The organism is Arthrobacter sp. Z5-13 (assembly GCF_056499105.1).
On the sequence record NZ_CP096460.1, the window covers coordinates 4457615 to 4481493 of the forward strand.

Consider the following 23879-nt stretch of genomic DNA (forward strand, 5'->3'; position numbering starts at 1 on the left):
CCGCCTGGCACGCAGCAGAAGTACCAGCGCGCCAGCGAAAAGAACACAAAGGGAACAAGGGCCCTCGCATTCCCTCTAGGAAAACGTTATCCTCAAAGAATCGTATTTCTAGGACAGTTCCGGCAACAGGCTGCCGAACCACCACCAGGAGCCACCATGACCCTTACTCACCTCCCTCCGGATGTCGAGGACAAACCGCCCACCCTCGAGGTACCGGAAGGCGGCGAGATCCTTACGTGGGGAAACAGCTGCATCCAGTTGCACATTCTTCATGGGGAGGACACTGCACCCCGCCTGCTCGCCCTTCATCACGCCAGCGAGCCTGTTCCCGATCTGGCCGGATTGCGCCGCTCAGCATTGCCTTTGGTGGAACTCTCCTTGGCCGGGGATGGCCGTCACGGCACCGCCGGTAAACGGCATGTGGACGGCCGGGCCGCGCAGGGCTTGCGGCTCACGGCAGTTGTTCGCAGCGAGTACGACGGCGGCAATCGCCTTCAGATTGACGCCCGCGACGACGTCTCCGGCGTCGAAGTTTCGGCGTTTTATGAGCTTTCCGACGGCTCCGCCGTCCTCCGTTGCTGGAATGAAGTACGGGCCGGAGCCACCGCAGTCGAGCTTGAATACGTCTCCTCACTGACTCTCTCCGGCCTCGGGCATGGGGCCGACTGGGAGGAGCGCTTCGGCCTGTGGGAAGCAGCCAATCCGTGGTCCGGGGAGTTCCGCTGGCGCCGTTCAACGCTGGCTGAACGCGGGCTCTATAACGTGGGGATGGTCCAATACAACCAGGTGGGTTCCAAGAACCGGATTGTCACCACCTCCACAGGGGCCTGGTCCACGGGCGAACAGCTGCCCCTGGGGATCCTCGAGGATCTGGACACCGGCCGCATGATCGGCTGGCAGGTGGAGAACAACGGGGCCTGGCATTATGAACTCGGAGACCGTTACGACGACGTCTACCTCACCGTTTCCGGGCCTACTGCCGAGGAACACCAATGGGCGGTGACCCTGAACCCGGGTGAGCGATTCACAACCGTCCCGGCCGCCGTCGTCGTGGTCCCGGTTGGGGGTTTGGACGCAGTGGCCACCGAACTGACCGCCTACCGGCGCCGGATCCGCCGGCCGCATACGGACAGCGTCCAACTGCCGGTGATTTACAACGACTTCCTCAACTGCCTGATGTCGGATCCCACTACTGAAAAAGAGCTCCCGTTGATCGCGGCCGCTTCAAAGCTGGGGGTGGAGGTTTTCTGCATCGATGCCGGTTGGTACGACGACGAAAACGGCGGCTGGTGGGACTCGGTGGGCGAGTGGGAGCCGTCCTTGAACCGGTTCCCGGGCGGCGGCTTAGGCGCTCTGATCGAAAAGATCCGCGACGCCGGCATGAAGCCCGGCCTATGGCTGGAACCGGAAGTAGTGGGAGCCCGCAGCCGGATGGCCGATCTGCTTCCTGCCGAGGCATTTTTCACGCGGCGGGGAAAAAGAATCAAGGAATGGGGCCGCTACCAGCTTGACCTCCGTCACCCGGCGGCGCGCGCCCATCTTGACCAGGTGGTGGACCGGCTCATGGCTGACTTCGACCTCGCCTACCTGAAGCTCGACTACAACATCGACATCGGCTCGGGAACGGACTCCACCGGCGCTGCCGGGGCAGGACTGCTCGAGCACAACAGGGCTTTCCTTGACTGGGTGTCCACAGCGATGGACCGGCACCCCTGCCTCACCATTGAAGGATGTTCGGCCGGTGGTTCCAGGACGGACGGCGCATCGGGAGCAGTTTTTCCCGTCCAGTCGCTCACAGACCAGCAGGACTTCATCAAAACTCCTCCTATCTCCGCCGCCGCAGCCCTGGCGATTGCGCCTGAGCAGTCCGGCGTCTGGGCGTCAGTGGAAGGGAGCATGAACGCCGAGGAATTGGCGTTCTCCATGAGCAGCGCTCTTTTGGCACGCGTCCATCTGGCGGGACATATCGACACGCTGAATGAGGCCCAGTTGGACGTGGTCCGTGAAGGGATCGAGGCGTACAAGAGGTTACGGACAGGCATTGCCGCCTCGGAACCGTCATTCCCCTTGGGGTTGCCCGGATGGCGTGATCACTGGATCGCCCAGGGCGCCACCTTCCCGGGTATCGCAGCCGATGAGGACATCCAGACCGACCGCTACCTCATAGCCCTTCACCGGCGTGGCGGGTTGGAGGAACAGCTGATCACGCTGCCGTCCTGGCTCGGCCCGAATCCCTTGGTTTCCGTGGCGTACCCCAGCTGGGGATCCTCCGCCGTCGAAATCCTTCCTGGCAGTGCCGGCCAGGCAGCGGTGCTGAAGGTGACAATGCCCGAAGCCCCTGGTGCGCGGGTCATCGAGCTGCGGCCAGCCTAGGCAAACGTTTCTTAACGAACACGTGATCACCTTAACGAACACGTGGTCACCGGCCGCTCTTGTCAGCCAGTGACCACGTGTGTTTTGGGGGCGGGATCAGGAGACACCGGGCTTGTGCCAGACGCCGGCTAGCGCGGCCTGTTAAGCGGGACCCTTAGGCCAGGACCGTTAGGCCTTGATCTGCTGCTGTTGGCCGCCGGACTGGATCTCGATCTTCCGCGGCTTGGCCTCCTCAACGACCGGGATCCGCACCTTCAGCACGCCCGCGTCATAGCTGGCGTGGACGTGGTCGGTGTTAAGGGTCTCGCCCAGGACCAGCTGCCGGCTGAAGACACCGCGCGGACGCTCCGAAGCGACCATCTCCGTGCCTCCAGGAACCGGGTCCTTGCGCTCGGCACGAACCGTCAGGACATTGCGTTCAACGTCCACGTCTACCGAGTCGACTTCGACGCCGGGAAGATCCAGCGCGACCACAATTTCATCGCCTTCCCGCCAGACGTCCATAGGCATGGCGGCGGGATGCGCGGTGGTGCCAAGCACCTGCTGAGCGAGCCGGTCCAACTGCCGGAACGGGTCATTCAGCATCAACATCTCATACCTCCTTTTGATCCATTTCTTAGACCGGATATATATCCGCTGATACAGATTTTTATAGCACTACACCATCGCTCTTGCAAGCGGTGACGCTTCCTGTCGAAGTACGGGTTTTTGAGGGATGCCTAGGGATCAATGGACCAGCCCTCCTGATAATCCGGGTGGTTCATATAGACGGACGCCACGCACATGAGGACGTACTCGCTGGTCGCCCCGATCTGGGTGGGAATATCGGTGACGAGCGGGACATTGCCCAGGATCTTCCGCTTGGCGTTGCACTCCGCAAGGACCCGCGCGGGGTCGAACCAGCCCACAGCACCCTGGATCTGCTCCCGGCTTTCGAGTCCCCTCCGGGCTTCTGCCTCTTCTTCTGCAATGCGTGCTTCGAGGAACTCCATGATGTCAGCCATACATTCATCCTTGCCCACGTGGGCTTCAGATCAAACATCCGTGAAGGCTGGCACCCCCCGGCCCCTCAGGACGCTCCCTCACGTTCTTGAGTTCTAGCGGTCGTTGCAACACCCAGAGTTTTGGGAGTTGCAACGACCGTGTCGTCTTTGTCGAAAGAAGCGTCGGGCCGAGGGAAGTACACGCAGGAGCAGAAAGAGGAGTTCTTCGCCGTTCTGGACCGGGTCAGGAATGTGACCGTCGCCGCAGCCGAGCTTGGGCTGAACCGGATGACCTGTTATCACTGGACCCGCGCTGCGGGCATGGCCGGAAAGCGTCCGGACTCTTCGAGGCGTGAGGAGTTCCTGCGGTTGCGCAAGGCTGGCCTGGGCCGGCAAGAGGCCGCCGGGAACGTGGGTGTGAGCGTCCGCACGGCCAGGGACTGGGACAAGGGAATCCGACACTCCGGCAGCCGGCGCTTTTACCCTGACGGACGAGTTGTGGACTACAAACGGGGTGTGACCACTTCGACGACTGCCGCTGGTGGGACCGGGACGGTTCCCGGCCCCCAGATCCCCGTCTCGGAGTTGGAGAAGGCTATCGATCCGCGTTATCTGTCTTTGTCAGAGCGTGAAACGATCCGGGACATGTCAGCAACCGGGGCGTCTCTGCGGGCGATTGCGTCCGCATTGGGCAGGTCGGCTTCGACCATCAGCCGAGAACTCTCCCGCAACACCACCTCAAACCTCGGCTATCAGCCGTATGCGGCGCAACGGGCCGCTGCCGCCCGCCGTCCCCGGCCCAAGGATCGGAAGCTGCTAACAGTGCCCCGGCTGAGGGAATACGTTCAAACCAAACTGCTCGTGCGCCAATCACCGGAGCAGATCAGCAACACTTTGATCAAGGACTTCCCCAACGATCAGGAAATGCGCGTGAGTACAGAGACGATTTACCAGGCCCTCTACTTCCAGGCCCGCGGAGGTCTCAAACGCGAAATCCAGACCGCCCTCCGCACCGGCAGGACCCGCCGCAAACCCCACAACACCGGTGAACAACGCACTCAACGATTCAGGGACCCGATGGTGATGATTTCCGAACGCCCACCCGAAATTGAGGACCGCGCCGTGCCTGGCCACTGGGAAGGGGACCTGATCACCGGGGCATTGAACCAGTCCGCTATCGGGACCCTCGTCGAGCGCACGACCCGGTACGTGATGCTCGTCCATTTGCCCAATGACCACACCGCCGAAACCGTCCGCGACGGCCTCATCAACACCATGACCACGCTGCCGGCCCATCTCCGCGGTTCCCTGACTTGGGACCAGGGCGCAGAAATGGCCAACCACAAATCCTTCACGCTCGCCACAGACATGCAGGTCTACTTCTGCGACCCCGCGAGCCCCTGGCAGCGCGGATCGAACGAGAACACCAACGGGCTCCTGCGGCAGTACTTCCCCAAAGGCACCGACTTATCCGTCTACGGACCCGAAGACCTCGAACACGTAGCCCAGGAACTAAACGGCAGACCACGCAAAACGCTCGGCTGGGATACCCCGGCCGAGCGCCTCCGTGATCTACTTTTGACCACATAGCTACCATCTGTGTTGCAACGACCCCCAGAATCCGCCGTTTCGCCGCCATTTTCTAAACGCTCCCTCATGTTTCGCAACCTTTCCCCGAACCCTCCCTCACATCCTGTCGGCAGGAGCGCGAAACGTGAGGGAGCGTCCGGGATTAAAGCGCGAAAAGTGAGGGAGCGTCCGGGGCTATGCGGCGGGTGAGCCGGCTGCAGCTGTGGAGTTCCGCAGGACGAGCTCGGGTTTGACGATGGAGGACCCGGAGCCGTCAGTGCCCTCAACGGCGGCTGACAGAAGCTGGAAGGCGCGGGCCCCGAGGTCGCCGAAATCCTGCCGGACCGTAGTGAGCGAGGGCCGCCAGAGGGCAACATGGGGCTGATCGTCGAAGCCCATGACGGAAACGTCTTCCGGAACACGGCGTCCCCGATCCAGGAGCGCGCTGATGACGCCGATGGCGACGTCGTCGTTTCCGCAAAAGATAGCCGTGACATCATCCTGATCGGCGAGGTCCAGACCCAGTTTGTAGCCACTGGCAGGCTCCCAGGTGGCATGAAGCACGGGAGGAACAGGGGCTCCGGCAGCGGTGAGCGCCGATTTCCAACCCTGGGTTCGGCCCGAGTGCTTGCCCATGGTGGGAACGGCGACGTGGTGGACGGTCTTGTGGCCCAGTGAGAGAAGGTACTCAGTGGCATCCCGTCCGGCGCTGCGCTCATCGAGGAGTGCGCTCGGGTTGACGCCGCTGCGACGGGTTCCGCCTCCGGCCACCACCATGGGCACTGACGACGGAAAGGCCTTCACCGCAGCAAGGCCGGGACGATCGAATTCGAGAATGATCACTCCGGCCACGGGTTGCGACAGGACGAGGTCGATGGCGGCGTTGACGGCCGGTTCGCTGTCCGACTCAACCACCGCAATGATGACGGAGAGCCCTGCTTTCCGTGCCGCCAGTTCTATACCTTCGATGGTCTTGGCATAACCGTAATTTGACGTGGCTCCGGTGAGGACCGCAACCATGGATCGCTTTCCCGATCTTGTGGCACGGGCAGCGCTGTTGGGCCGATATTCGAGGTCGTTTACGGCTTTCATCACGCGTTCGCGGAGTTCGGGGGCAACGTACTTGCTGCTCGTGAGCACTCGGGAAACAGTCGGCACTGAAACGCCGGCAGCTTTTGCAACATCGCTAAGGACCGGGACCCTGTTCTTTGCTTCCATACTCACTCCATCAGAGTAACGCTTTATAGGTCCTACAGGGCTGAAATTGCCCTATTTTGGGTAATCGTTTTCCTGGATCTACTGGCAACCTGCGTTCAGTTACTTCTCAGCCAGTCAATGCGCGCAGTCAGTCAGTCCAGAGCTGCAGAATACGCCGGATCCTCCGCTCGCCTTCCGGCGCCATGTCCACGAGGGCAACCCGGTCAAGTACGACGGCGTCACCACGGTGGAATCGACTCTCACCCTGGTGACTCACATGAGGGCGGTAATTTTCCAACGTGTAGCCGGGAGACGACACCCCAGCACCAAGCCTTTGGACCTCCCTCACGAGGTTTTCGTGGAGCACCTGAAGACGGGGGTGCGGTTCAACAACGTTCACCGGCACCAACTGCCGGGGGCCGAACCCCGCCTCATCCCCAATGGTGAGGCGTGCACCAAGTGCTTCTTTCACGGCCCCGTCGACCCTGGCGGCAACCCGCGCAGCCACCTCATCCCTGCCGCCTGCTTCCTCACCGGGACTGGAACCGACGTCGAATTTCACAAGGGTGATGTGCAGCGGCCACTGCCCGCTGGGGAACTCCCCGCCAAGGGCCACGGGTTCAAGGAAGGCGACAAGAATGAGGTTCCGCATAAGGAAAGTGTGGCAGCGGAAATTGGGCAATGGGGCAAGAGATGGGATTAGAATGGAAAACGGAACGGACACATGCCATGCAATTCATCTGCAGAAATCGCGTCCCCCAGTGCCTCCGGCGTGTCCCCCATCGTGCCGGAGGCACTGCTGGCTTAAGCCCCGGAAGCGTTGGCCTTGCAGCCCCGAGAGCTCCGCTGGGATAAACGTGCCAACCGTTCACGCAGGGCGGTAATGTTTGCACCGAACCATCTCTGCCCTTGCGGCTACACCCTCTGAAAGGCTCCCGGCCATGAGCATGCTCGGCACCAAGTGGAAACTGCACGGAAACGGTAAGTCGGTACGTCCCGGCGAGGTTGTGGCTCCGGAAGAACGGCTCACCTGGCCCCTGACCATCGGGGTGGGCATGCAGCATGTCGTTGCAATGTTCGGTGCAACGTTCCTGGTGCCCATCCTGACGGGAATGCCGCCCGCCACAACGCTGCTCTTCTCGGGCATCGGAACACTGCTATTCCTGGTGATCACCAAGGGCCGCGTTCCCAGCTACCTCGGCTCCAGCTTTGCGTTCATTGCCCCCATTGCCGCGTCCCAACAGCAGTTCGGTGTGGGCGGCGCCCTGGGCGGCGTGGTGCTTGCCGGCGCCGGACTGGCAATTGTGGGTGCGGTGGTGCAGAAGTTCGGTGCAGGGTGGATCAACCGCCTGATGCCGCCCATCGTCACAGGCGCCATTGTGGCCTTGATCGGGCTTAACCTGGCACCCGCGGCGAAGAACAATTTCGACGCCGCTCCAGTCACTGCTCTGATCACCCTCGCCACGATCATCCTGGTAAGTGTGCTGTTCAAGGGGATCCTGGGGCGCCTAAGCATCCTCGTCGGGGTAGTTGTTGGATATCTGGTGGCCATGACCCGGAGTGAAGTAAATTTCGCCAAAGTGGATGCCGCGTCCTGGATCGGGCTGCCCACTTTCCAAACCCCTGAGTTCCATCTGGGCGTGGTGGGGCTGTTCGTTCCGGTGGTCCTGGTGTTGGTGGCCGAGAACATCGGGCATGTGAAGTCTGTGGCCGCCATGACCGGCCGCAATCTCGACGACGTCTCCGGACGCGCGCTCATGGCTGACGGCGCCGCCACCGTCATGGCAGGCTTCGGCGGCGGCTCGGGTACCACTACCTACGCGGAGAACATCGGCGTCATGGCAGCCACCAAGGTCTACTCCACTGCTGCATACTGGGTGGCCGGCAGCTTCGCTATCCTGCTTAGCTTTTCGCCAAAATTCGGGGAACTCATCGCCACCGTTCCGGCGGGTGTCCTGGGTGGTGCCGCCACCATGCTGTACGGGATGATCGGCATCCTCGGCGTCAAGATCTGGGTGCAAAACAAGGTCAACTTCTCCAACCCCATCAACCTGACCACGGCCGCCGTCGCCCTTATCATCGGCATCGCGGACTACACGTGGACTCTTGGTGAGCTCACGTTCACCGGGATCGCCCTTGGTTCAGCGGCCGCCCTGATCATTTACCACGGCATGAAGGCGATCGCAGCAGCACGCGGAAGCGTGGCCGAGCCGGAGACGGAACCATCGGCGAAATCGGTCCTGCCGCCAGCTGCCAAGGCTGCCGCCGCCGGGGTAAGGCGCCCAGGGAAGAAGCGGCGTTAGGAGAAGTTCCAATCGCGGAAATAGGTCACACGATTGGGTCTTTTTGATTGGGCTGAACACGCCTAACGTGGGAATCAGCCAGCAGCCCGTCCAGGGCGGGCAGAACCACGGAGGATCTTGCTATGACATCGCACGTCGCCGACTGCAGCGTAACTAACTGCTCCTTCAACGATCATTCAGAGTGTAATGCGGCAGCCATTACGGTTGGCGGAACTGAAGACCACGCTCTCTGCGCCACTTTCATTGATATCGGGGTCCATGGCGGCCTGCCCAAGGTACTTGCCGACGTCGGAGCTTGCCAGCGGACGGAATGCATCCATAACGAGCACCTGATGTGCCAGGCGCCTGAGGTTCATGTAGGACCGGGCAAGGACAACGCCGATTGCCTGACGTACGCACACGCTTAAACCAGCAATTTCTGCACAGAAAGTGCCGGCCGCCCCTTGGGCTGCCGGCACTTTCTTGTTTAGAACTTCCTGAGAAATCCGCTGCCTCCGGCTAAGGTTGCTGCTGGCAGGATTCCGCTGCTAACCGGCGTCGAAAGTTTCCTTGTCGTCTTCGCGGTCCTGCGGGGACCGCTCATCCGGAAGGTCGGTTCCGCTCCCATCCGGGATCCCTGCCGCATCCGGCTCAGGCTCCGAGGAAAAGGGCCGCCCCGATGCGTCGTCGGTGTTGGTTTCGTCCATCTCTGCTTCAACCGAGGGAACGGCAGCGCCCGGATCGTCATAGTCGGCGGAGTCATCCCCCGAGGGATCGGGGAGCTGCTGCTCCGGAATCTCATCGGGATGGGCAGACACGGGATTACCCGATCCGCCCGGTCCTGCCGAGGATCCGGGCACAGGCTCGAAGCCGGGGTCGGTGCTTTCGTTTTCTGCCATTATCTGGTCCTCCGTTCCTCCGAAGCGGCCTGCTCCGGGCTCTCCTGCACTGTCCTTGTCCTCGGTTCCAAACTGGCTCAAATCCGGGGATTCCGCCGGAAACTGCTCCCCCTCGGGGCTGTCCTGGCTTAGCCCTGCCGCGTCAAAGGCTTCTTCCTGGCGGGGTTGTGCAAACTGTTTGTTGTCACCAGGGGGCATTTCCTGCTCAGCGGTTGGCGTGCCATAGCCGCCGGCTTCCTCCGTGACGCGATCGTTCTGGCTCTCCTCGTTCATTTCTTCCTCCTTGTTAGTCGGTTCTGAACTGGCCGGTTTGCCACCGGGGTCCCTGGTTCATTGGACTGGCTGCTTGGGGATTCAGAGGCCTTTGCCGCCGGTGACCGGCAGCACGGCTCCGGAAATGTAGGAGCCTTGCTCGGAAGCCAGCAAAACGTAGGCAGCAGCCAGCTCGGCGGGCTGCCCTGCCCGCTGGAGCGGCGTGTCCTGACCAAAAGAGGGCAGCTTGTCCGGCCACTCAGTGGCCGGAATCAGGGGAGTCCAAATGGGGCCGGGGGCAACGGCGTTCACCCGGATACCCTTGGGTCCCAGCTCCTGGGCCAAGGCCTTGGTGAAAGCCACCTGCGCACCCTTGGTCATGGCATAGTCGATCAGCTGGGGTGATGGATTGAAGGCCTGGATGGACGCGGTGGTAGTGATCGATGCCCCTGGTTTCAGGTGCGGAACCGCCGCCCTGGCCGTCCATAGGAGCGAGTAGATATTGGTCTTGAAAACCCTGTCGAATTCTTCTGTCGGCAGCGATTCGAAGCTGTCCCTGTTCTTCTGGTACGCAGCGTTGAGGACCACAACATCCAGTCGGCCGAACTCGGCCAGCGTGTCCTCCACGATCCGGGAGCTGAACTCCTCGCTCCTGCCGTCACCCGCCAGCAGCAGAGCCTTCCGCCCCGCTTTCCGGATCCAGTCGGCTGTGTCCTGCGCGTCTTCCTCTTCCTCCGGAAGGTAGGAAATCGCGACGTCGGCGCCCTCCCTTGCGAAGGCAATGGCCACTGCCTTGCCAATCCCGGAATCGCCCCCGGTGATCAAGGCTGCCTTTCCGGTCAGGAGGTCCTTGCCTTCATAGCTAAACTCGCCGTGGTCCGGCTTTGGATCCATGGGCCCCGTAAGGCCTGGCTGCTCTTGCTCCTGCTGGGGGAACGGCCCCGAGTGGTAGCCTCCCCTGGGATCCCGCGGCTGCTCTTGCTGCTTGCCTGCATCACTCATAGTCCACCTACCCAACGTGTCGGTTTTCTTTAGAGGCCGGTCCCTCCCGGCCCTTCGAAACTATCCCAGCAATCTGGACAAGTCCACATTTACCAGAAATTAGTCAGCAAACTTATTATTGCTTGAAATTGACGGGCCTCAAGCCTAGGTTGAGAGTTAGAACCGCTTGGTGGCCGACGACAGTGCCGGAGGTGAAGGCCATGACCGATCCCGAAGCCCAGCAACGCAGCGGCCGGAACGAAACTGTAGAAGAACAGATGGACCGGAACTGGATGGAGCTGATCCAGGAGCTCCGGGTCCTGCAGACGGGAGTCCAGATTCTCGCAGGGTTCCTGCTCACCCTCCCCTTCCAATCCCGGTTCGAGTCCCTCGATGACTATCAGGTGACCCTCTACCTCGCCAACGTTGTCCTGGCCGCGCTTACCACCGCCCTTATCCTGCTGCCGGTCAGTGTGCATCGCCGTCTTTTCCGGAAGCGGCTCAAGGCCACACTCGTGTCCAGCGCAGACAGGATCACCAAGGTGGCACTCGGCGGCGTTGCCCTCCTTAGCGTGGGAACGTCATCACTGGTATTCGATGTGGCAGCCGGCCGTAATGCCGGCATCACCGCAGGAGCGGCACTGCTGGCCGTGCTGATCGTCCTGCTGGTCTATGTTCCGATTCATCTTCACAAACAAGCTGAAAAGAGGTAGCTCCGGGCGGAGTCACCGCGACGATATAAAACACACAACCAGGAGGAGTCATGGGTAAGTGGGTCAAGGAACACGGCCTGCTGCTGGCCAACATCGCACTGTTTCTAGTCTTCTTTGGCGGCATGATTATCAGCGGAGCCCAGAGCTACAGCGAAGACCAGATGGCCCATGGGGAGCCAGGGGTCACCGTGATCGAGTACCTGGGCACCGGGCAGTTCCTCGAGGCGACCTTTGAAAACTGGGAGTCCGAATTCCTCCAAATGGGCATGTATGTCATCCTCACGGTTTTCCTTTTCCAAAAAGGATCCTCGGAGTCGAAGCCAGTGGATGATGACGCCCCCCAGAATGAGGATCCCCGCGATGCCAAGGTCAAGGACAACACTCCCTGGCCCGTCAAGCGCGGCGGAATAATCCTCAAGCTCTATGAACACTCCCTGTCCATACTTTTCCTGCTCCTCTTCCTGGCCTCAATGACCCTGCACGCGGTTGGAGGCGTCGAGGAGTACAACGAGGAACAGGCCGCCCACGGCCAGCCCGAGGTGACATTCCTGGGCTACCTGGCTACAAGCCGTTTCTGGTTTGAGTCCTTCCAAAACTGGCAGAGCGAGTTTCTTGCCGTCGCGGTCCTGGTGGGCGCTTCCGTGTATCTGCGTGAGAAGGGATCGCCGGAATCAAAGCCGGCGGCTGAGCCGCACTACGAGACGGGATCCTGATTGAGGGTCCGAAAGGCGCGCCCACCAGAGCCGGGCCCGGCTCGTCAGGCGCCCTCCAGCACCTGGCTCGTGGCCCACGTCAGGTATTTCGCGGCCTGCGCGACGGCGTCCTCGGGGCTTGGGGCGACATCCAGCAGCTGCGCCGCCGCCACAACTCCATGCTCGGCCAGCTCCTCGAGGGTGACCAGGATCCGGCCGGCCACCACAATGACGGGGATCCCCCGTTCCTGGGCGGCGGCTGCCAGTGCAATGGGGGCTTTCCCTGTCAGAGACTGTGAGTCCATGGAGCCCTCACCAGTGATCACCAGGTCCGCGTCAGCCAGTTGTTTAGCCAGCCCGGTCAGGCCTGCCACCAGGGCAAACCCCCCTTCCAGCGCCGCGTCACTGAACGCCAGGAACGACGCCGGGAACCCACCTGCCGCGCCTGCTCCCGGAATGTTGACGTCCCGTCCGGTGGTTTCGCGGAGTACCGATGCCCAGTTCCGGAGCCCCGCATCGAGCTGCTCTACCGCGTCGGCGTCGGCACCCTTCTGCGGCGCAAACACGTGGGCGGCTCCCACTGGGCCGTAGAGGGGGTTCCGGACATCCACGGCGATACGGAATTTGACCCGGCTCAAGCGGGGATCCAATTCGGTGGCATCAACTGCGGCCACATCGACAAGCGCTCCGCCACCCAGCGGGACGATATTTCCTGCCGTATCAAGAGGCTTGAGTCCGAGGGCCCGCAACGCGCCACTCCCGCCGTCGGTCATTGCTGAGCCGCCAAGACCCAGCACAATCTCGGTTGCCCCGGCATCCAAGGCCGCGGCAATGAGCTGGCCGCAACCGTAACTGTGAGCCCGCAGCGCGTTCTGCGGAGTGGGTTCAACGTGCGCCAGGCCTGAAGCCTGGGCTGTTTCGATCACTGCAGTTACTGCACCGCCGGCATCAGTCCTCAGCGCCCACGCTGCGCCGATGGGAGCCAAAATGGGACCGACGACGGCGTTGATTCTTTCCTCGTAGCCTGCCGCTACCGCGGCTTCTAAGGTTCCTTCACCGCCGTCGGCTATTGGAAACTGTGTGGCAACAGCGTCAGGGTAGACGCGCAGGACTCCTTCGGCGATGGCACTGGCGGCTTCGGCAGCCGTGAGCGATCCCTTGAACTTGTCCGGAGCGATAAGAATGCGCATGAACCTATCCTGCCACTTACCAACCGGAAAGCGCTTGCCGCTGGGTGGTTGCATACGATCTATGACGCACCGCCGAAGCCACGAAATCAGGAGCGTCCAGATCTGGCCGGACCCCGTCTCAACAGGTACAACTGAGTAATGATCACCTCACCGTTGGTGCTCGGCCCCATGATGCGGTACGTCGATGGAAACTCCGCGAGTATCTGGGTGGAGACCCTGAATACCGCACAGGTGTCCGTCCGTTCCGAGAGCAGAGTCTGGGCGGCGCGTACCTTCTCGGTGCACGGCCACCACTACGCGCTGGTGGAAGCGGAAGGGCTGGCGTCAGGGCAGATGTCTTCCTACACCCTCGAAATCGACGGAGCACAAGTCTGGCCCGATCCATCATCCGCGTTCCCGCCCTCACAGATGGCAGCGCTGAAGCCCGGCCAGCCCCTGCGGATGGCCTTCGGCTCTTGCCGCACCAGCGTTCCACACGATGAATCCGGCAACCGCACCCATGGCGTTGACTCGCTGCGCGCGTATGCACTGAGCATGGCCGCGGACAACAACCAGCCCTGGCCTGACCTGATTGCATTCCTTGGAGACCAGGTGTACGCCGATTCCACCAGCGAGCAAATGCAGCAGTTTATCCGCGCCCGCCGGGACATCAAGCAACCCCCTGGCGAGGAGCTCAAGGACTACGAAGAGTACGCGCATCTCTACTACCTGGCATGGTCAGACCCCGCAAACAGATGGCTGTTGTCCACTCTGCCCAGCGCAATGATCTTCGACGATCACGATATTCGCGACGATTGGAATGCGTCGCTGAGTTGGCGAAAGAAGATGGCCGCGGCGCCCTGGTGGCCCGAGCGGATTGTCGCAGGACTCGCGGCATATTGGGTCTACCAGCATCTGGGCAACCTGTCGCCGCAGGGGCGGGCTGAGGATCCTATCTGGCAGAAAGTGGCCCGTCACCGGGGTGATACCGAACTCGACCTGAGCGCCGAACTGGACAGTTTTGCGGCCCGGGCCGATCAGGACCCTACTTCCTATCGGTGGAGCTTCAGCCGGGACTTTGGGGATACCCGGCTGATTGTGCTCGACTCCCGTGCCGCCCGGCACCTGGCACCGGAAAGCCGGGCACTTCTGGACCAGGCAGAAATGACATGGCTTGACGGCCTGATGCGCGGTGGTTTCCGGCACGTTCTGGTGGCCACGTCGCTGCCGTTCCTGCTGCCGATGGGACTGCATCATGTCGAGTCCTGGAATGAAGCCGTTTGTGAGGGCGCCTGGGGGAAACCGGCCGCCGCGGCTGCCGAAAAGGTACGTCAGGCAGTCGATCTTGAGCACTGGGCGGCCTTCCAGAAAAGCTTCCACGAGGTGGCCGCCATGGTGAGTGAAGTTGCCGACGGCGAACGCGGACCGGCTCCGGACACCGTCACCTTCCTCTCCGGCGACGTTCACTTCTCTTATGTATCGGAAGTGGAGCGCCCCTCCGGCAGCCGGATCATCCAGGCAGTCTGCTCCCCTATCCGCAACCCGTTGCCACGGCTACTGAGGTCGTTCACAGCCCTTACTTCCTACGGTTTGGCTACGCCTGTAGGCGCCTTGGTGGCGCGCTCGGCGAGTGTCCCTGATCCGCCATTCCGCTGGTCCGGCGTCAAAGGTCCGTGGTTCGTCAACAACCTGGCGTGTCTTGAGGTGGCAGAAGAAGGGCTGAAGCTGTGGTGGCAGACCGGCGTCGTGGACGGAGACGATCACCTGCACCCGCGGCTGGAACCTGTCGCATCGCTCACTTTATCTCCACGTGCAGCTGGCGTTGAGCCGGCCCGGGAACAGCGGTAAGGGCTGCTCGAGCCGTCAACCGGCCTTCCTCACCGGACATCGAGTCAGCCCGCTGGGCCTCCAGCCTGGAGTTGCGTGGCGGCGGACGGCAATTGATGGGGGTTCTCAGGACGATCCCGGTCTGAGGGTGTGGGTTCCCACGAATCGTAAGTACGGGGAGTGCGAAGGTCACGTGAGCGCTTCAACAGCCCCCGGCACAACAGCACCAGCCCGCCAAGCAGCAGGGCCAGGCCCACGATCATCGGAAGCATTGAACCGACCCCGGCCCTTCCGGATGCAACCTCGTACAGCGGTAAGGGCAGGACGAAAACCGACCCGAAGAGAGCCAGAATCCCGATCGCGGTCTCAATCAAGCCTTTTGCTTTGGTAACAGCCATCCCCATGTGTCCTTTGCTCGGCGCCTGTATCTCATTGAAGCGTGTCCTCGGAGAAAGGGGAAGGTGCTCCGGTGCGTCAGACGCGACTGAATCGGTCAGCCTGCTGCCGGGGCGATCCCCCTCAACAGTCCGGCAAGGTGCTGGATCCCGGGGCTGGCGGTCATGGTCTTCCGGTACACCATGCCAACGCGGCGTCCCGGTACAGGCTTGACTACCGGAACAGCCACAACGTCTGCAGGCAGGGCAGGCCTGCCCAGACGGGGAACGAGTGCCACCACAACCTTCTGCTCCACTAGCGCAATGTGGGTTGAGAAATCCGGATCGTAGACCTGGATATCCGGGACGCGCCCAAGATCCGCAAAAATCCTGAGCAAGGCCTCGTTGCAGATGGCGCCATTCGGGGTGCTGATCCAGCGCTCGTCCACCAGGTCGGCCGCTTCCACCTGGCTCCGCCCGCCCAAAGGATGGCTGCGGTGAACCAGAAGGTCCGCGATGTCCTCACACAACCATTCGAGCTCCAGGTGTTCGGGGATCACCAGCGGTACAGAGTTCCAGTCGTGGACAATGCCAAGGTCAGCTTCTCCGCCGGCTACACGGGCCACCGCTTCGCGCGGATCTTCGGCCAGCACACTGACGTCCAGATCCGTTCCGGAGGAGGAAAGCATGCCCAGCATCGGCCCTATGAGGCCCCGGCAAGCTGTGGAGAAGGCCACCACTCTCAGTCGGCCATACGGTTTGGTCGGATCGCTGAGCAGCGTGGACTGCAACTCTTCCAGCTCGGAGAGAATGCGCCGCCCATACGCAGCCAGGGTCAGGCCACGCTCCGTCAGCAGCACGCCGCGCCCGCGCCGCTCAAGCACCGAGAACCCGGTCTGCTTCTCCAGCTTCTTTATCTGCTGGGATACGGCTGATGGGCTGAATCCCATCACCTCCGAGGCTGCGATCACGGAACCGTGTTGCTCCACAGCCGCTAGCGCCTGAAGAGATCCGATGTCAATCATGAAGCAAATCTACACGGTATCAGGCATGAATCAACGCTTGTCCTTCATCCTTTGCCCTGCGAAAGTTAGGAACAGGAGGTTCGCCAATTTGCCGGCAGAAACACTCCATTTCAGAAGTGAGGAACATGACCACCCGCCATTCTCTGCTTGCGGCCCTCGTCGCCGTTCTATGGGGGCTGAACTTCGTCGCCATCGATCTGGGTCTTCATGCGAACGGCCGGGATGTTCCGCCACTGTTGTTCGTCGCGATGCGGTTTCTCCTGGTCGTCTTCCCCTGGATTTTTTTCATTCGCAAGCCGGACGTTAGCTGGGCGGCAATTATCGGCGTCGGACTCTTCATGAGCGCAGGCCAGTTCGGACTGCTGTACCTGTCCATGGCACTGGGGATGCCAGCCGGGTTGGCTTCCCTTGTCCTGCAGGCACAGGTACTTCTGACGGTGCTGCTGGCCGCCCTGTTCCTCGGCGAGCGGCCAAACCGCCGTCAATTGGCCGGGGTTGTGCTCGGCGTTGCGGGCTTGGCGATTGTGGCAGTTGGCCGCAGCTCTGTCGCGCCGCTGCTTCCCTTCATCATTGTGCTGGGTGCGGCACTTTCCTGGGCCGCCGGCAACGTGATCGCCCGCAAGGCCAAGTCGGCTTCCGGGCTGGGCCTGGTGGTCTGGTCCGGTGCTGTGGTCCCCCTTCCCCTTATTGCGCTTTCGCTGGTGATCGATGGTCCGGATGCCATCGCCGCTACGATGCTGGACCTCCAGGCCGGAACTGTGCTGAGTGCGGTTTACACGGCGGTTTTCGCTTCATTGGTGGGTTACGGAATCTGGAACTGGCTGCTCGCCAGATACCCGCCGTCGGCCGTGGTTCCTTTCACCCTGCTTGTGCCAGTGGTTGGGATGAGTGCTGCATGGCTGGCTCTGCAGGAGGTGCCGTCAGTGACGGAACTCGCCGGAGGCCTGCTACTGCTGGGAGGAGTTGCGACGGCGGTTCTCACCAGAGGCGGCGGACTGCCCAAGCCAAAGCAGGACGCTCAACAGCAGGCCGGACCAAAGGAAGTTCCAACGCCGGTTCCGGCCGGAACGACCACCGGTGCGGAGCAAGCGAGCCGCTGACGCCAAGCCAAAACCAGAGGAGGGTATGGTTTGCAGCAGATCCTTCTTGCGGTTTAAAGGCCTGACTTCAACCAAAGGAACCGAAATGGACACCACCCCCTCGGAACCAACCCGCGGTCGGAAAGACGTCCCGGCCATTTTGGACATAGGTATCTCCCTGGATGGCTTCGTCGCCACCCATGACCAGGATCCGGCGGAGATCCACGATTGGATGTTCGGCCGCAAAACCGCGGCGGACGAGGTGTTTGCCCGGGACATCATGGACCGCGGCTCGGTGATCATGGGGCGCAACACGTTCAATGTTTGCTACGACGGCAAGGCCCGGGACGGACCCGCATGGCCGGTCCCGATGTTCGTCGTGACCCACGAGAAGCGGGAACCGTTGGACTGGGACGGAGTCCCCTATACATTCATTTCAGGACTGGAGGATGCCCTGGCCGCGGCGAAGGATGCTTCGGACGGCCGCCCCGTGCAGATAATGGGCGGAGGGACTCTTGCCGCCCAGTACATCGCATCGGGTCTGTTGGACGAGGTGCGGATTCATATCGCACCAGTCCTCATCGGCTCCGGCGTTCCGCTTTTTACCGCAAAGAACCCCGGTACCGGACCTGGGAAGGTGACCGCGTTCGACGTCGTCCGCTCTGTCCAGACACCGGCGGCGACTCATCTGGTACTCAAACCCCGGAAGAACTGAGCGCTGTCCCGGCCCTGAGTGCGGGCTGCTCAAGATTGCTAGTGACAGTGAATGGTTCCTGACACGCCTGTTACCGTGGTCGCTTGTGAAACCATTTGAAGCCGAGCGCCGCGTAATTGATACCGCAGAAGCCCTGGCACGCACCCTCGGGGCCAATGACAATCACACGGTGGCAGCAGCGGCAATGGACATAGACGGGAACATTCACCAAGCAGTGAATGTGTACCACTTCAACGGTGGCCCGTGCGCCGAACTCGTTGTCCTTGGAGTTGCGGCAACTGCCGGGGCGAAGCAGCTTCTGACTATCGCCGCTGCCGGCGACAGGGGGCGGGGTCTCATCCCCCCATGCGGTCGCTGCCGGCAGGTGCTGCTTGATCATCATCCCGACATTTTGGTCGCCGTGCCCTCAGAGAAGGGCCCGCTTGTTCGGCCTATCCGGAAGCTTCTACCGGACACCTACTTTTACCCGGATGCCGACGGTCGACGCATCGTCAGGTTCAATAAGCGGTATCACGACGCCGTGATGTCAGGCGGGAAGACCACCACAATCCGCTGGGATGAAACCATCTCCGTGGGACCAGCCACCTTCGTCTTCGAGGACCATCCGAATTTTGCTTATGTCGAGGGCGAGATCCTGTCCGTCGAGCCAATGTGGTTGCAGAATCTTGATGCCGAGCACGCCGCGGGACTGCAAGCGCACTACCCTTCGATGCCTGAAAATGCAGAGCTGTTGCGTGCTACATTTCGCGTCGCTGGCTCCTGAGCATCTCGGCTCCTGAATACCTGGCGAACACCTACATGGTTGGCAGTTATTCGTCGTGACCCTGGTCGGAGCTCATCTGGTCTTCGGCGGGCGGAGTCTCCCCCGGTGGCACTCCTCCGCCGGGTTCAAGGCCTGTGATGTTTCCGTTGGCGGGATCGGGGTTGGCCGAGGCTCCTGGATCATCGCGGTCCGGGCTGGGATCGGAAGGTTTCCGCCCGGGGCGGTCGGGATTAGCCGGATCATTTTCGGGGTGGTACGTACTCACTGGATGCCATCCTCTGCGGAACTCGTCAAGCGTTACGGGTTGGTGGGCTGCCAGCCTAGCCCCCAATAACAGGCCACCACAACAGCAGGAGCATCACAAGGCAACGAGCCACCACAAGCTTCCCTCACGATGACCACACGCCGAATCGAAGACGAGACGCACGGGAGGAGGCCGTAGTAACGTGGGCCTTCCTGAACCGTTGTCCCGGAAGGGGCGGCGACACCGGCCGCTGAGGCCCGGATCATGGGGGTAGCGATGCACGAATCCCGGACTGGCCGCCCAGTCCAAGAGCCCCTTGCCGTGCCGGGCGCCGTCGAGCTCATGCTGGTCCGCCACGGTGAGAGCCAGGGAAACGTAGCCGCAACGGTAGCCCGTGAACAGGGCGCGCACGTGATTGACGTGCCGGCCCGGGACGCCGACGTCGAGCTTTCCGCCACAGGACGCGAGCAGTCTTTGGCCCTGGGGCGTATGCTGGCCGGGTTCCCCCAAGAGCAACAGGCCACGTCCGTCTGGTCCTCGCCTTACGCCAGAGCACGGCAGACGGCGGATCTGGCGGTCCGCAGCGGTGGCTGGCGAGCGCCCGTGCTCGCCGACGAACGTTTACGTGACCGGGAACTGGGCATCCTGGACATGCTGACCTCAGCCGGCGTGGAGGCCCGCCTTCCGGAGGAAGCTGCGCGGCGCCGGTGGCTTGGAAAGTTCTACTACAGGCCCCCCGGAGGCGAGTCCTGGGCCGACGTCGCACTCCGGCTGCGGTCTCTCCTCGCCGACCTGGACCGCCAGCACAGTGGCGGCCGCGTCATGCTCGTCTGCCACGACGCCGTGATCTTCCTGTTCCGCTACATCCTGGAAGGCCTGTCGGAACGGGAGATCCTGGATATCGCTGCCACATCGTCTGTCCTGAATGCTTCCTTGACGCGGTTCATACGCCCCGAAGGTTTTGGCCCCTGGACTTTAGAGAGTTTCAACGTCGCGGATCATCTGGTGAGCGGTGGCGTGGCCGTGACAGAACATGCCGGAGATACCAATGTCCACCCCCTCTGAAAGTCCGCGTCCCGAACTGGTGACGCCAACCCTTTTGCGCAATTGGCCTCTCCCGGGCGGCGGTTCCAGCAAAGAGGACCGAGGCTCGGTCCTGGTGATCGGCGGGGCTCGCAAAACGCCTGGGGCGGCGCTGCTTGCGGGTCTTGCCGCTTTGCGAGCGGGAGCGGGGCGGCTCACCCTCGGTGTAGGGGAATCGGCGGCAATCCACCTGGCCATCGCCTTGCCCGAATCAGGTGTGGTTGGGCTGGCCGAGACACCTGCTGGTTCCGTTCGTGGGGACGGTGTAGGCGCCTTGGCAGGAACCCTGCAGAAGGCTACTGCGGTGTTGGTAGGTCCTGGCCTTGATAACGAAGAAGAAGCCGCCGGGCTCCTAAGGGAACTGCTTCGGCTTGAAACTGAGGTGAACGGTCCTGAAGAGGACGACGGCGATGCGTCCGGCGGCGACGACGCCTCCCCTCCCACTATTATCCTGGATGCCTACGCCCTGGGTTGCCTTCCGCCGATGGTGGATGAGCTGCATTCTTGGGCAGGGCGCCTGATCCTGACGCCGAACACTAAAGAGGCCGGAATTCTCCTGGGCCGTGATGTGAAAGACCTGATCTCCGACGTAGCTGAGCTTGCCTCAAAGTTTCAGGCCGTGGTCACTTGCCAAGGGGTTATTGCCGATCCAGAAGCCGGACTCTGGGAGATCACCACTGGCTACGGTGGCCTGGGCACCTCAGGCAGTGGTGACGTGCTGGCCGGGGCCATCGCAGGCTTGAAGGCCCGCGGAACCACCGTGGCCCAGGCCGCTTGCTGGGGCACCCACCTCCATGCGGCGGCGGGAGACCGGCTCGCCAGCCGGTTGGGAAGCCTGGGTTATCTGGCCCGGGAACTCGCAGATGAGCTGCCCCCACTGATGATGGAACTCGGCACCTGACCCGCTACCAAAAGGGAATAGTTGCCCGTCCCGCGGACCCATTCCTCCGAGGCCTTGATCCTGTCTTTCGCCTGGTGCCACACTGGAACATAGCTGGGAAAACAGTTCAGATATGGAGGTTCCGCCATGGCAACTCTTCTCGATCGGTTCATGAAAAAGATCATGAGGCGAATCGATCTGGAGCCCAACAAGTCCGAGCGTGAGACCCGCATGAACGCAAAGGCGGCAGGCCCGTTCAGCACGCGTGGGACCAAGTACCGCGGCCGTTCAGGCTATCGGGCAGGCACGGGCCGGACACACAAGGCAGGCCGCTGGACCAACATGCTCCACCGGGGCCACTGACGTCCTGATAGTTAGTTCCTTAGGGGCCGGCTAGTGCCTTAGGGGCCGGTGTGTGGCCCGCTGAAGATGGCTGCGGGTCAGCTTCCTGTCTCCTCGGGATGTTTGCGCGCCCTCTTTTCCTCTGGCGGTGTGGGGTCGTCGTCGGGCACAAAATCGGGATCAAGTATCGGTGAAAGAGCGTCGGGAGGCAAGAACTTCCCTGCCTTCCTATCGGTCGCCGCGTCCTTATCGAGCCCGGGGGTGTCATCGGCTGGAATATCACTCATAGCCCCACGGTAGGCCGCTGGCTGCATCCTGTCGAGGAAGCTTCCGGACTCGACCCCAGCGTCCGCAGCAGGGACGCAAAATGCCGATTCTCTTCTAGAATTGAAGCGGGGCCGACGGCAATACAGAGCCCCGGTGAGCGGGGTGCCTTCCCAGCTGCCGCCGGCCCTTAATTGGAGGGCAGTCTCGTGGCTGCCAACGGCAGCTAGGCTGCAGGAATGACCACCCTAGTCCTTTATTCTGACGCCCAGGCGGCTGAGCTCTACAACGTGCTCAATCCCTGGGGGCCCAGCGATGATTTCTATCTATCCCTGGCAATGGCGGCGCCGTCCGTCCTCGACGTCGGATGCGGCACCGGAGGGATGCTCCATAGGGCTCGGGGATTGGGCCATCAGGGACGGCTGCCGGGCCTTGACCCTGATGCAGCCGCCTAAAGGTGGAATCCTGACCATCCCCGCACCACCCTGCGCTTCCTCGGTCCTGATACCTTGTCCGGCTTCCTCACAGACGCCGTCGCCGCCTCGGTGCTCCGTTTCGATGGTTCCCTGCCCACTCGACGTTCCGCAGCGTCGATCAGGCAGGGAACCGTCGAAACGGGCATGGAACTCTGGACTAATCGTAAGCATGCTGATAAATCTGGAAGCACAGACCGAATCACTCAGCCGGATAACTATCGGCCGGGAGGACCTCAGGTGAGGAGTTGGTGATGGGCATCGGAGACAACATCAAAAAGGCCGCGGAGAACGCCATGAAGGACTTGGGGGGCACGGCCGATCCCGTCGACGATGCCCATGTTCCTGAGCCAGGCCAGCGAGACGACGACATTCAGGTCCACTCCTCCATCAGCGAGGGGGCCAACGCCATGGATGACGAGGCGGACGACTACCCTCAACGCCAGGGCATGTCTGCCGGCGGTTTTGCCGAACAGGGGCAATCCGGATCTCGCCAATCCGGGGCAGGCAGCAGTTTCCCCGGGACCCCGGACCAGCCGCCTCCCGGCACGCCTCCGGAACCACCGGAAACCCTCCCGGATGACAGCCCTCCCTTAGGCAATCCAGAGGCACCGAGCGGTCCGGCCGGACTACCCGATCCGGATCCGGAGGAACTTCGCGCAGACCCCTCCGAGGCTGACGGAGACCCAACGTCCAGCATGGGGCGGGGCTAGCCCTGTTTGGCCCGGAGCGCCGCGTAGTAGCCCGGAATAAGCTCAGGCGTGGACGCATCCTTCATGGGGACTGTCTCAATGAATGTGGCGCCTTCCTCCAGCACTTCCCACTCGGAATCGGGGAAGGTCCGCCGCCGCTCGGGCGCGCCGAAATGGCCCGGCATCGGCAAGCGCCGTATGGCGCTTTCCAGTGGCGCCGGAATCGACCGGAGCGTTGCACCAAGATACGAAACGTATTCCACGGCATTGCCTTGGAAGTCTGTCTCGGCCAGGAACACGCGGCCCCGGATGCCAACAAGCTCCTTGATATTGCCGGCGAGGGCAGCCTGATCCGCCTCGTTCAGAACGTGGAGCACGCCGCGCAGGAAGACATTAACGTCGGGCAGGTCGGCATGGTGCGATGCGGGATTGTGCAGTTCGGAATTATGCGGTCCGGAACTTCCCGCGTATGCCTCGCCGGCCACCATACTCCCCGCTCGGGGGCGGGTCATATCCATCGTCAGAAACGAGACATTGGTGATTCCCGCGGACTCGCTCCGCGCCCGTTCCACGGCATGGGAGGAAATGTCCACACCTACGGCGGCCGGAAAGTTTGCTGCGAGCCAGCGCGTAAAAGTACCGTTTCCACAGCCAATGTCCAAAACAGGCAACTCGGGATCAAGGTGCTGTTTCAGACTTCCTGCATAATCAAGAAGTTCATGGTCTCCACCAGAGTCCCAAAGGACTTCACCGTGGGCACCGGTGGCTTTCACGCGGGCCCAGTAACGGTCCCAGGCAACGCTGCGCTCTCTGGGAGCACCAGCAGACAGCCATACAAGCTTGGGAACCAGCAGGTACTTTTTCAGCGCGGAGAGCATGGTCCAAATATAGATGTTTCTGCTGGTCCGGGTCGGTTTGTTGAGCGCCGTGGACGGCGCGGCGCTCCCGGCCATTCCCGTTAGAAGTGACCAATTCACCTTTTGGCGGCTGCTGTCGCCCTACAATGAA

Annotated in this window: 27 protein-coding genes; 14 read left to right on the forward strand and 13 right to left on the reverse strand. The window is 62.1% G+C overall.

What is annotated here, in order from left to right; genetic code table 11:
- Positions 1 to 156: 156 nt before the first annotated feature.
- Positions 157 to 2373 (forward strand): glycoside hydrolase family 36 protein, encoded by a 2217-nt coding sequence (locus M1E02_RS20815; protein ID WP_479376067.1) that lies wholly within the window; start codon positions 157 to 159, stop codon positions 2371 to 2373.
- 168 nt (positions 2374 to 2541) lie between these two features.
- On the opposite strand, the gene M1E02_RS20820 is transcribed toward M1E02_RS20815, so the two are convergent.
- Both M1E02_RS20820 and M1E02_RS20825 read right to left on the reverse strand, forming a co-directional pair.
- Positions 2542 to 2964, reverse strand: coding sequence for an Hsp20/alpha crystallin family protein (locus tag M1E02_RS20820; RefSeq protein WP_479376068.1), 423 nt, complete (start codon positions 2962 to 2964; stop codon positions 2542 to 2544).
- 128 nt (positions 2965 to 3092) lie between these two features.
- Positions 3093 to 3377 carry a DUF6221 family protein gene (locus tag M1E02_RS20825; protein WP_479376069.1) on the reverse strand — a complete coding sequence of 95 codons (285 nt, stop codon included), beginning with the start codon at positions 3375 to 3377 and terminating at the stop codon, positions 3093 to 3095.
- 363 nt (positions 3378 to 3740) lie between these two features.
- On the opposite strand from M1E02_RS20825, the gene M1E02_RS20830 reads away from it, so the two are divergent.
- A complete protein-coding gene (locus tag M1E02_RS20830; RefSeq protein WP_479378031.1) occupies positions 3741 to 4946 on the forward strand; it encodes an IS30 family transposase in 1206 nt (401 codons plus the stop codon).
- A 174-nt stretch (positions 4947 to 5120) separates the two neighbouring features.
- On the opposite strand, the gene M1E02_RS20835 is transcribed toward M1E02_RS20830, so the two are convergent.
- Both M1E02_RS20835 and M1E02_RS20840 read right to left on the reverse strand, forming a co-directional pair.
- Positions 5121 to 6143 (reverse strand): LacI family DNA-binding transcriptional regulator, encoded by a 1023-nt coding sequence (locus M1E02_RS20835; protein WP_479378236.1) that lies wholly within the window; start codon positions 6141 to 6143, stop codon positions 5121 to 5123.
- 127 nt (positions 6144 to 6270) lie between these two features.
- The gene (locus M1E02_RS20840) at positions 6271 to 6774 is read right to left on the reverse strand and encodes a 2'-5' RNA ligase family protein (RefSeq protein WP_479376070.1); all 504 of its coding nucleotides are present in this window, start codon (positions 6772 to 6774) and stop codon (positions 6271 to 6273) included.
- Between the two features lie 289 nt (positions 6775 to 7063).
- On the opposite strand from M1E02_RS20840, the gene M1E02_RS20845 reads away from it, so the two are divergent.
- Together M1E02_RS20845 and M1E02_RS20850 are read left to right on the forward strand one after the other, a co-directional pair.
- Positions 7064 to 8425 (forward strand): uracil-xanthine permease family protein, encoded by a 1362-nt coding sequence (locus M1E02_RS20845; protein WP_479376071.1) that lies wholly within the window; start codon positions 7064 to 7066, stop codon positions 8423 to 8425.
- Positions 8426 to 8547: 122 nt separating this feature from the next.
- A complete protein-coding gene (locus M1E02_RS20850) occupies positions 8548 to 8832 on the forward strand; it encodes a DUF1540 domain-containing protein (protein WP_479376072.1) in 285 nt (94 codons plus the stop codon).
- Positions 8833 to 8952: 120 nt separating this feature from the next.
- Here the strand turns inward: M1E02_RS20850 and M1E02_RS20855 are convergent, their stop codons facing one another.
- Together M1E02_RS20855 and M1E02_RS20860 are read right to left on the reverse strand one after the other, a co-directional pair.
- Positions 8953 to 9576, reverse strand: coding sequence for a hypothetical protein (locus M1E02_RS20855; protein ID WP_479376073.1), 624 nt, complete (start codon positions 9574 to 9576; stop codon positions 8953 to 8955).
- A gap of 81 nt (positions 9577 to 9657) precedes the next feature.
- The gene (locus M1E02_RS20860) at positions 9658 to 10557 is read right to left on the reverse strand and encodes an SDR family oxidoreductase (RefSeq protein WP_479376074.1); all 900 of its coding nucleotides are present in this window, start codon (positions 10555 to 10557) and stop codon (positions 9658 to 9660) included.
- 200 nt (positions 10558 to 10757) lie between these two features.
- Between M1E02_RS20860 and M1E02_RS20865 the strand changes: the two genes are divergently transcribed.
- Positions 10758 to 11249, forward strand: a complete 492-nt coding sequence (locus M1E02_RS20865; protein WP_479376075.1) for a DUF6328 family protein — start codon at positions 10758 to 10760, stop codon at positions 11247 to 11249.
- A gap of 50 nt (positions 11250 to 11299) precedes the next feature.
- Complete coding sequence (locus M1E02_RS20870) at positions 11300 to 11962, forward strand: DUF6766 family protein (protein WP_479376076.1); 663 nt, start codon at positions 11300 to 11302, stop codon at positions 11960 to 11962.
- Between the two features lie 44 nt (positions 11963 to 12006).
- Here M1E02_RS20870 and M1E02_RS20875 read toward each other — a convergent pair whose 3' ends face one another.
- A complete protein-coding gene (locus M1E02_RS20875; protein ID WP_479376077.1) occupies positions 12007 to 13131 on the reverse strand; it encodes a glycerate kinase in 1125 nt (374 codons plus the stop codon).
- 138 nt (positions 13132 to 13269) lie between these two features.
- On the opposite strand from M1E02_RS20875, the gene M1E02_RS20880 reads away from it, so the two are divergent.
- Positions 13270 to 14958 (forward strand): alkaline phosphatase D family protein, encoded by a 1689-nt coding sequence (locus tag M1E02_RS20880; RefSeq protein WP_479376078.1) that lies wholly within the window; start codon positions 13270 to 13272, stop codon positions 14956 to 14958.
- 44 nt (positions 14959 to 15002) lie between these two features.
- Here the strand turns inward: M1E02_RS20880 and M1E02_RS20885 are convergent, their stop codons facing one another.
- Both M1E02_RS20885 and M1E02_RS20890 read right to left on the reverse strand, forming a co-directional pair.
- The gene (locus M1E02_RS20885; RefSeq protein WP_479376079.1) at positions 15003 to 15335 is read right to left on the reverse strand and encodes a hypothetical protein; all 333 of its coding nucleotides are present in this window, start codon (positions 15333 to 15335) and stop codon (positions 15003 to 15005) included.
- Between the two features lie 95 nt (positions 15336 to 15430).
- Positions 15431 to 16336, reverse strand: coding sequence for a LysR family transcriptional regulator (locus M1E02_RS20890; protein WP_479376080.1), 906 nt, complete (start codon positions 16334 to 16336; stop codon positions 15431 to 15433).
- A 125-nt stretch (positions 16337 to 16461) separates the two neighbouring features.
- Between M1E02_RS20890 and M1E02_RS20895 the strand changes: the two genes are divergently transcribed.
- The 3 genes from M1E02_RS20895 (at position 16462) to M1E02_RS20905 (ending at position 18893) form a co-directional block, all read left to right on the forward strand.
- On the forward strand, positions 16462 to 17436 hold the full coding sequence (locus M1E02_RS20895; RefSeq protein ID WP_479376081.1) for an EamA family transporter: 975 nt from the start codon (positions 16462 to 16464) through the stop codon (positions 17434 to 17436).
- A gap of 85 nt (positions 17437 to 17521) precedes the next feature.
- Positions 17522 to 18130: a dihydrofolate reductase family protein gene (locus M1E02_RS20900; RefSeq protein WP_479376082.1), complete on the forward strand. Its 609-nt coding sequence runs from the start codon at positions 17522 to 17524 to the stop codon at positions 18128 to 18130.
- A gap of 85 nt (positions 18131 to 18215) precedes the next feature.
- A complete protein-coding gene (locus M1E02_RS20905; protein WP_479376083.1) occupies positions 18216 to 18893 on the forward strand; it encodes an ASCH domain-containing protein in 678 nt (225 codons plus the stop codon).
- A 46-nt stretch (positions 18894 to 18939) separates the two neighbouring features.
- Here M1E02_RS20905 and M1E02_RS20910 read toward each other — a convergent pair whose 3' ends face one another.
- Positions 18940 to 19158 carry a DUF6480 family protein gene (locus M1E02_RS20910; protein ID WP_479376084.1) on the reverse strand — a complete coding sequence of 73 codons (219 nt, stop codon included), beginning with the start codon at positions 19156 to 19158 and terminating at the stop codon, positions 18940 to 18942.
- A 255-nt stretch (positions 19159 to 19413) separates the two neighbouring features.
- On the opposite strand from M1E02_RS20910, the gene M1E02_RS20915 reads away from it, so the two are divergent.
- The 3 genes from M1E02_RS20915 to M1E02_RS20925 all read left to right on the forward strand — a co-directional run bounded on the left by M1E02_RS20915 (position 19414) and on the right by M1E02_RS20925 (position 21463).
- A complete protein-coding gene (locus M1E02_RS20915) occupies positions 19414 to 20202 on the forward strand; it encodes a histidine phosphatase family protein (RefSeq protein ID WP_479378237.1) in 789 nt (262 codons plus the stop codon).
- Positions 20186 to 21121: an NAD(P)H-hydrate dehydratase gene (locus M1E02_RS20920; protein ID WP_479376085.1), complete on the forward strand. Its 936-nt coding sequence runs from the start codon at positions 20186 to 20188 to the stop codon at positions 21119 to 21121. Before M1E02_RS20915 ends, M1E02_RS20920 begins: the two co-directional genes overlap by 17 nt.
- A 126-nt stretch (positions 21122 to 21247) precedes the next feature.
- Complete coding sequence (locus M1E02_RS20925; protein WP_479376086.1) at positions 21248 to 21463, forward strand: hypothetical protein; 216 nt, start codon at positions 21248 to 21250, stop codon at positions 21461 to 21463.
- 77 nt (positions 21464 to 21540) lie between these two features.
- Here the strand turns inward: M1E02_RS20925 and M1E02_RS20930 are convergent, their stop codons facing one another.
- Together M1E02_RS20930 and M1E02_RS20935 are read right to left on the reverse strand one after the other, a co-directional pair.
- Entirely contained in the window at positions 21541 to 21729 is a 189-nt protein-coding gene (locus tag M1E02_RS20930; RefSeq protein ID WP_479376087.1) for a hypothetical protein, read from the reverse strand.
- Between the two features lie 303 nt (positions 21730 to 22032).
- Positions 22033 to 22353 (reverse strand): hypothetical protein, encoded by a 321-nt coding sequence (locus tag M1E02_RS20935; RefSeq protein WP_479376088.1) that lies wholly within the window; start codon positions 22351 to 22353, stop codon positions 22033 to 22035.
- An 80-nt stretch (positions 22354 to 22433) separates the two neighbouring features.
- Here M1E02_RS20935 and M1E02_RS20940 point away from each other — a divergent pair, with 80 nt between their 5' ends.
- Positions 22434 to 22892, forward strand: a complete 459-nt coding sequence (locus M1E02_RS20940) for a hypothetical protein (RefSeq protein WP_479376089.1) — start codon at positions 22434 to 22436, stop codon at positions 22890 to 22892.
- On the opposite strand, the gene M1E02_RS20945 is transcribed toward M1E02_RS20940, so the two are convergent.
- Positions 22889 to 23749 carry a class I SAM-dependent methyltransferase gene (locus M1E02_RS20945; protein ID WP_479376090.1) on the reverse strand — a complete coding sequence of 287 codons (861 nt, stop codon included), beginning with the start codon at positions 23747 to 23749 and terminating at the stop codon, positions 22889 to 22891. The two genes, M1E02_RS20940 and M1E02_RS20945, sit on opposite strands and share 4 nt — an antisense overlap.
- Positions 23750 to 23879 lie beyond the last annotated feature (130 nt).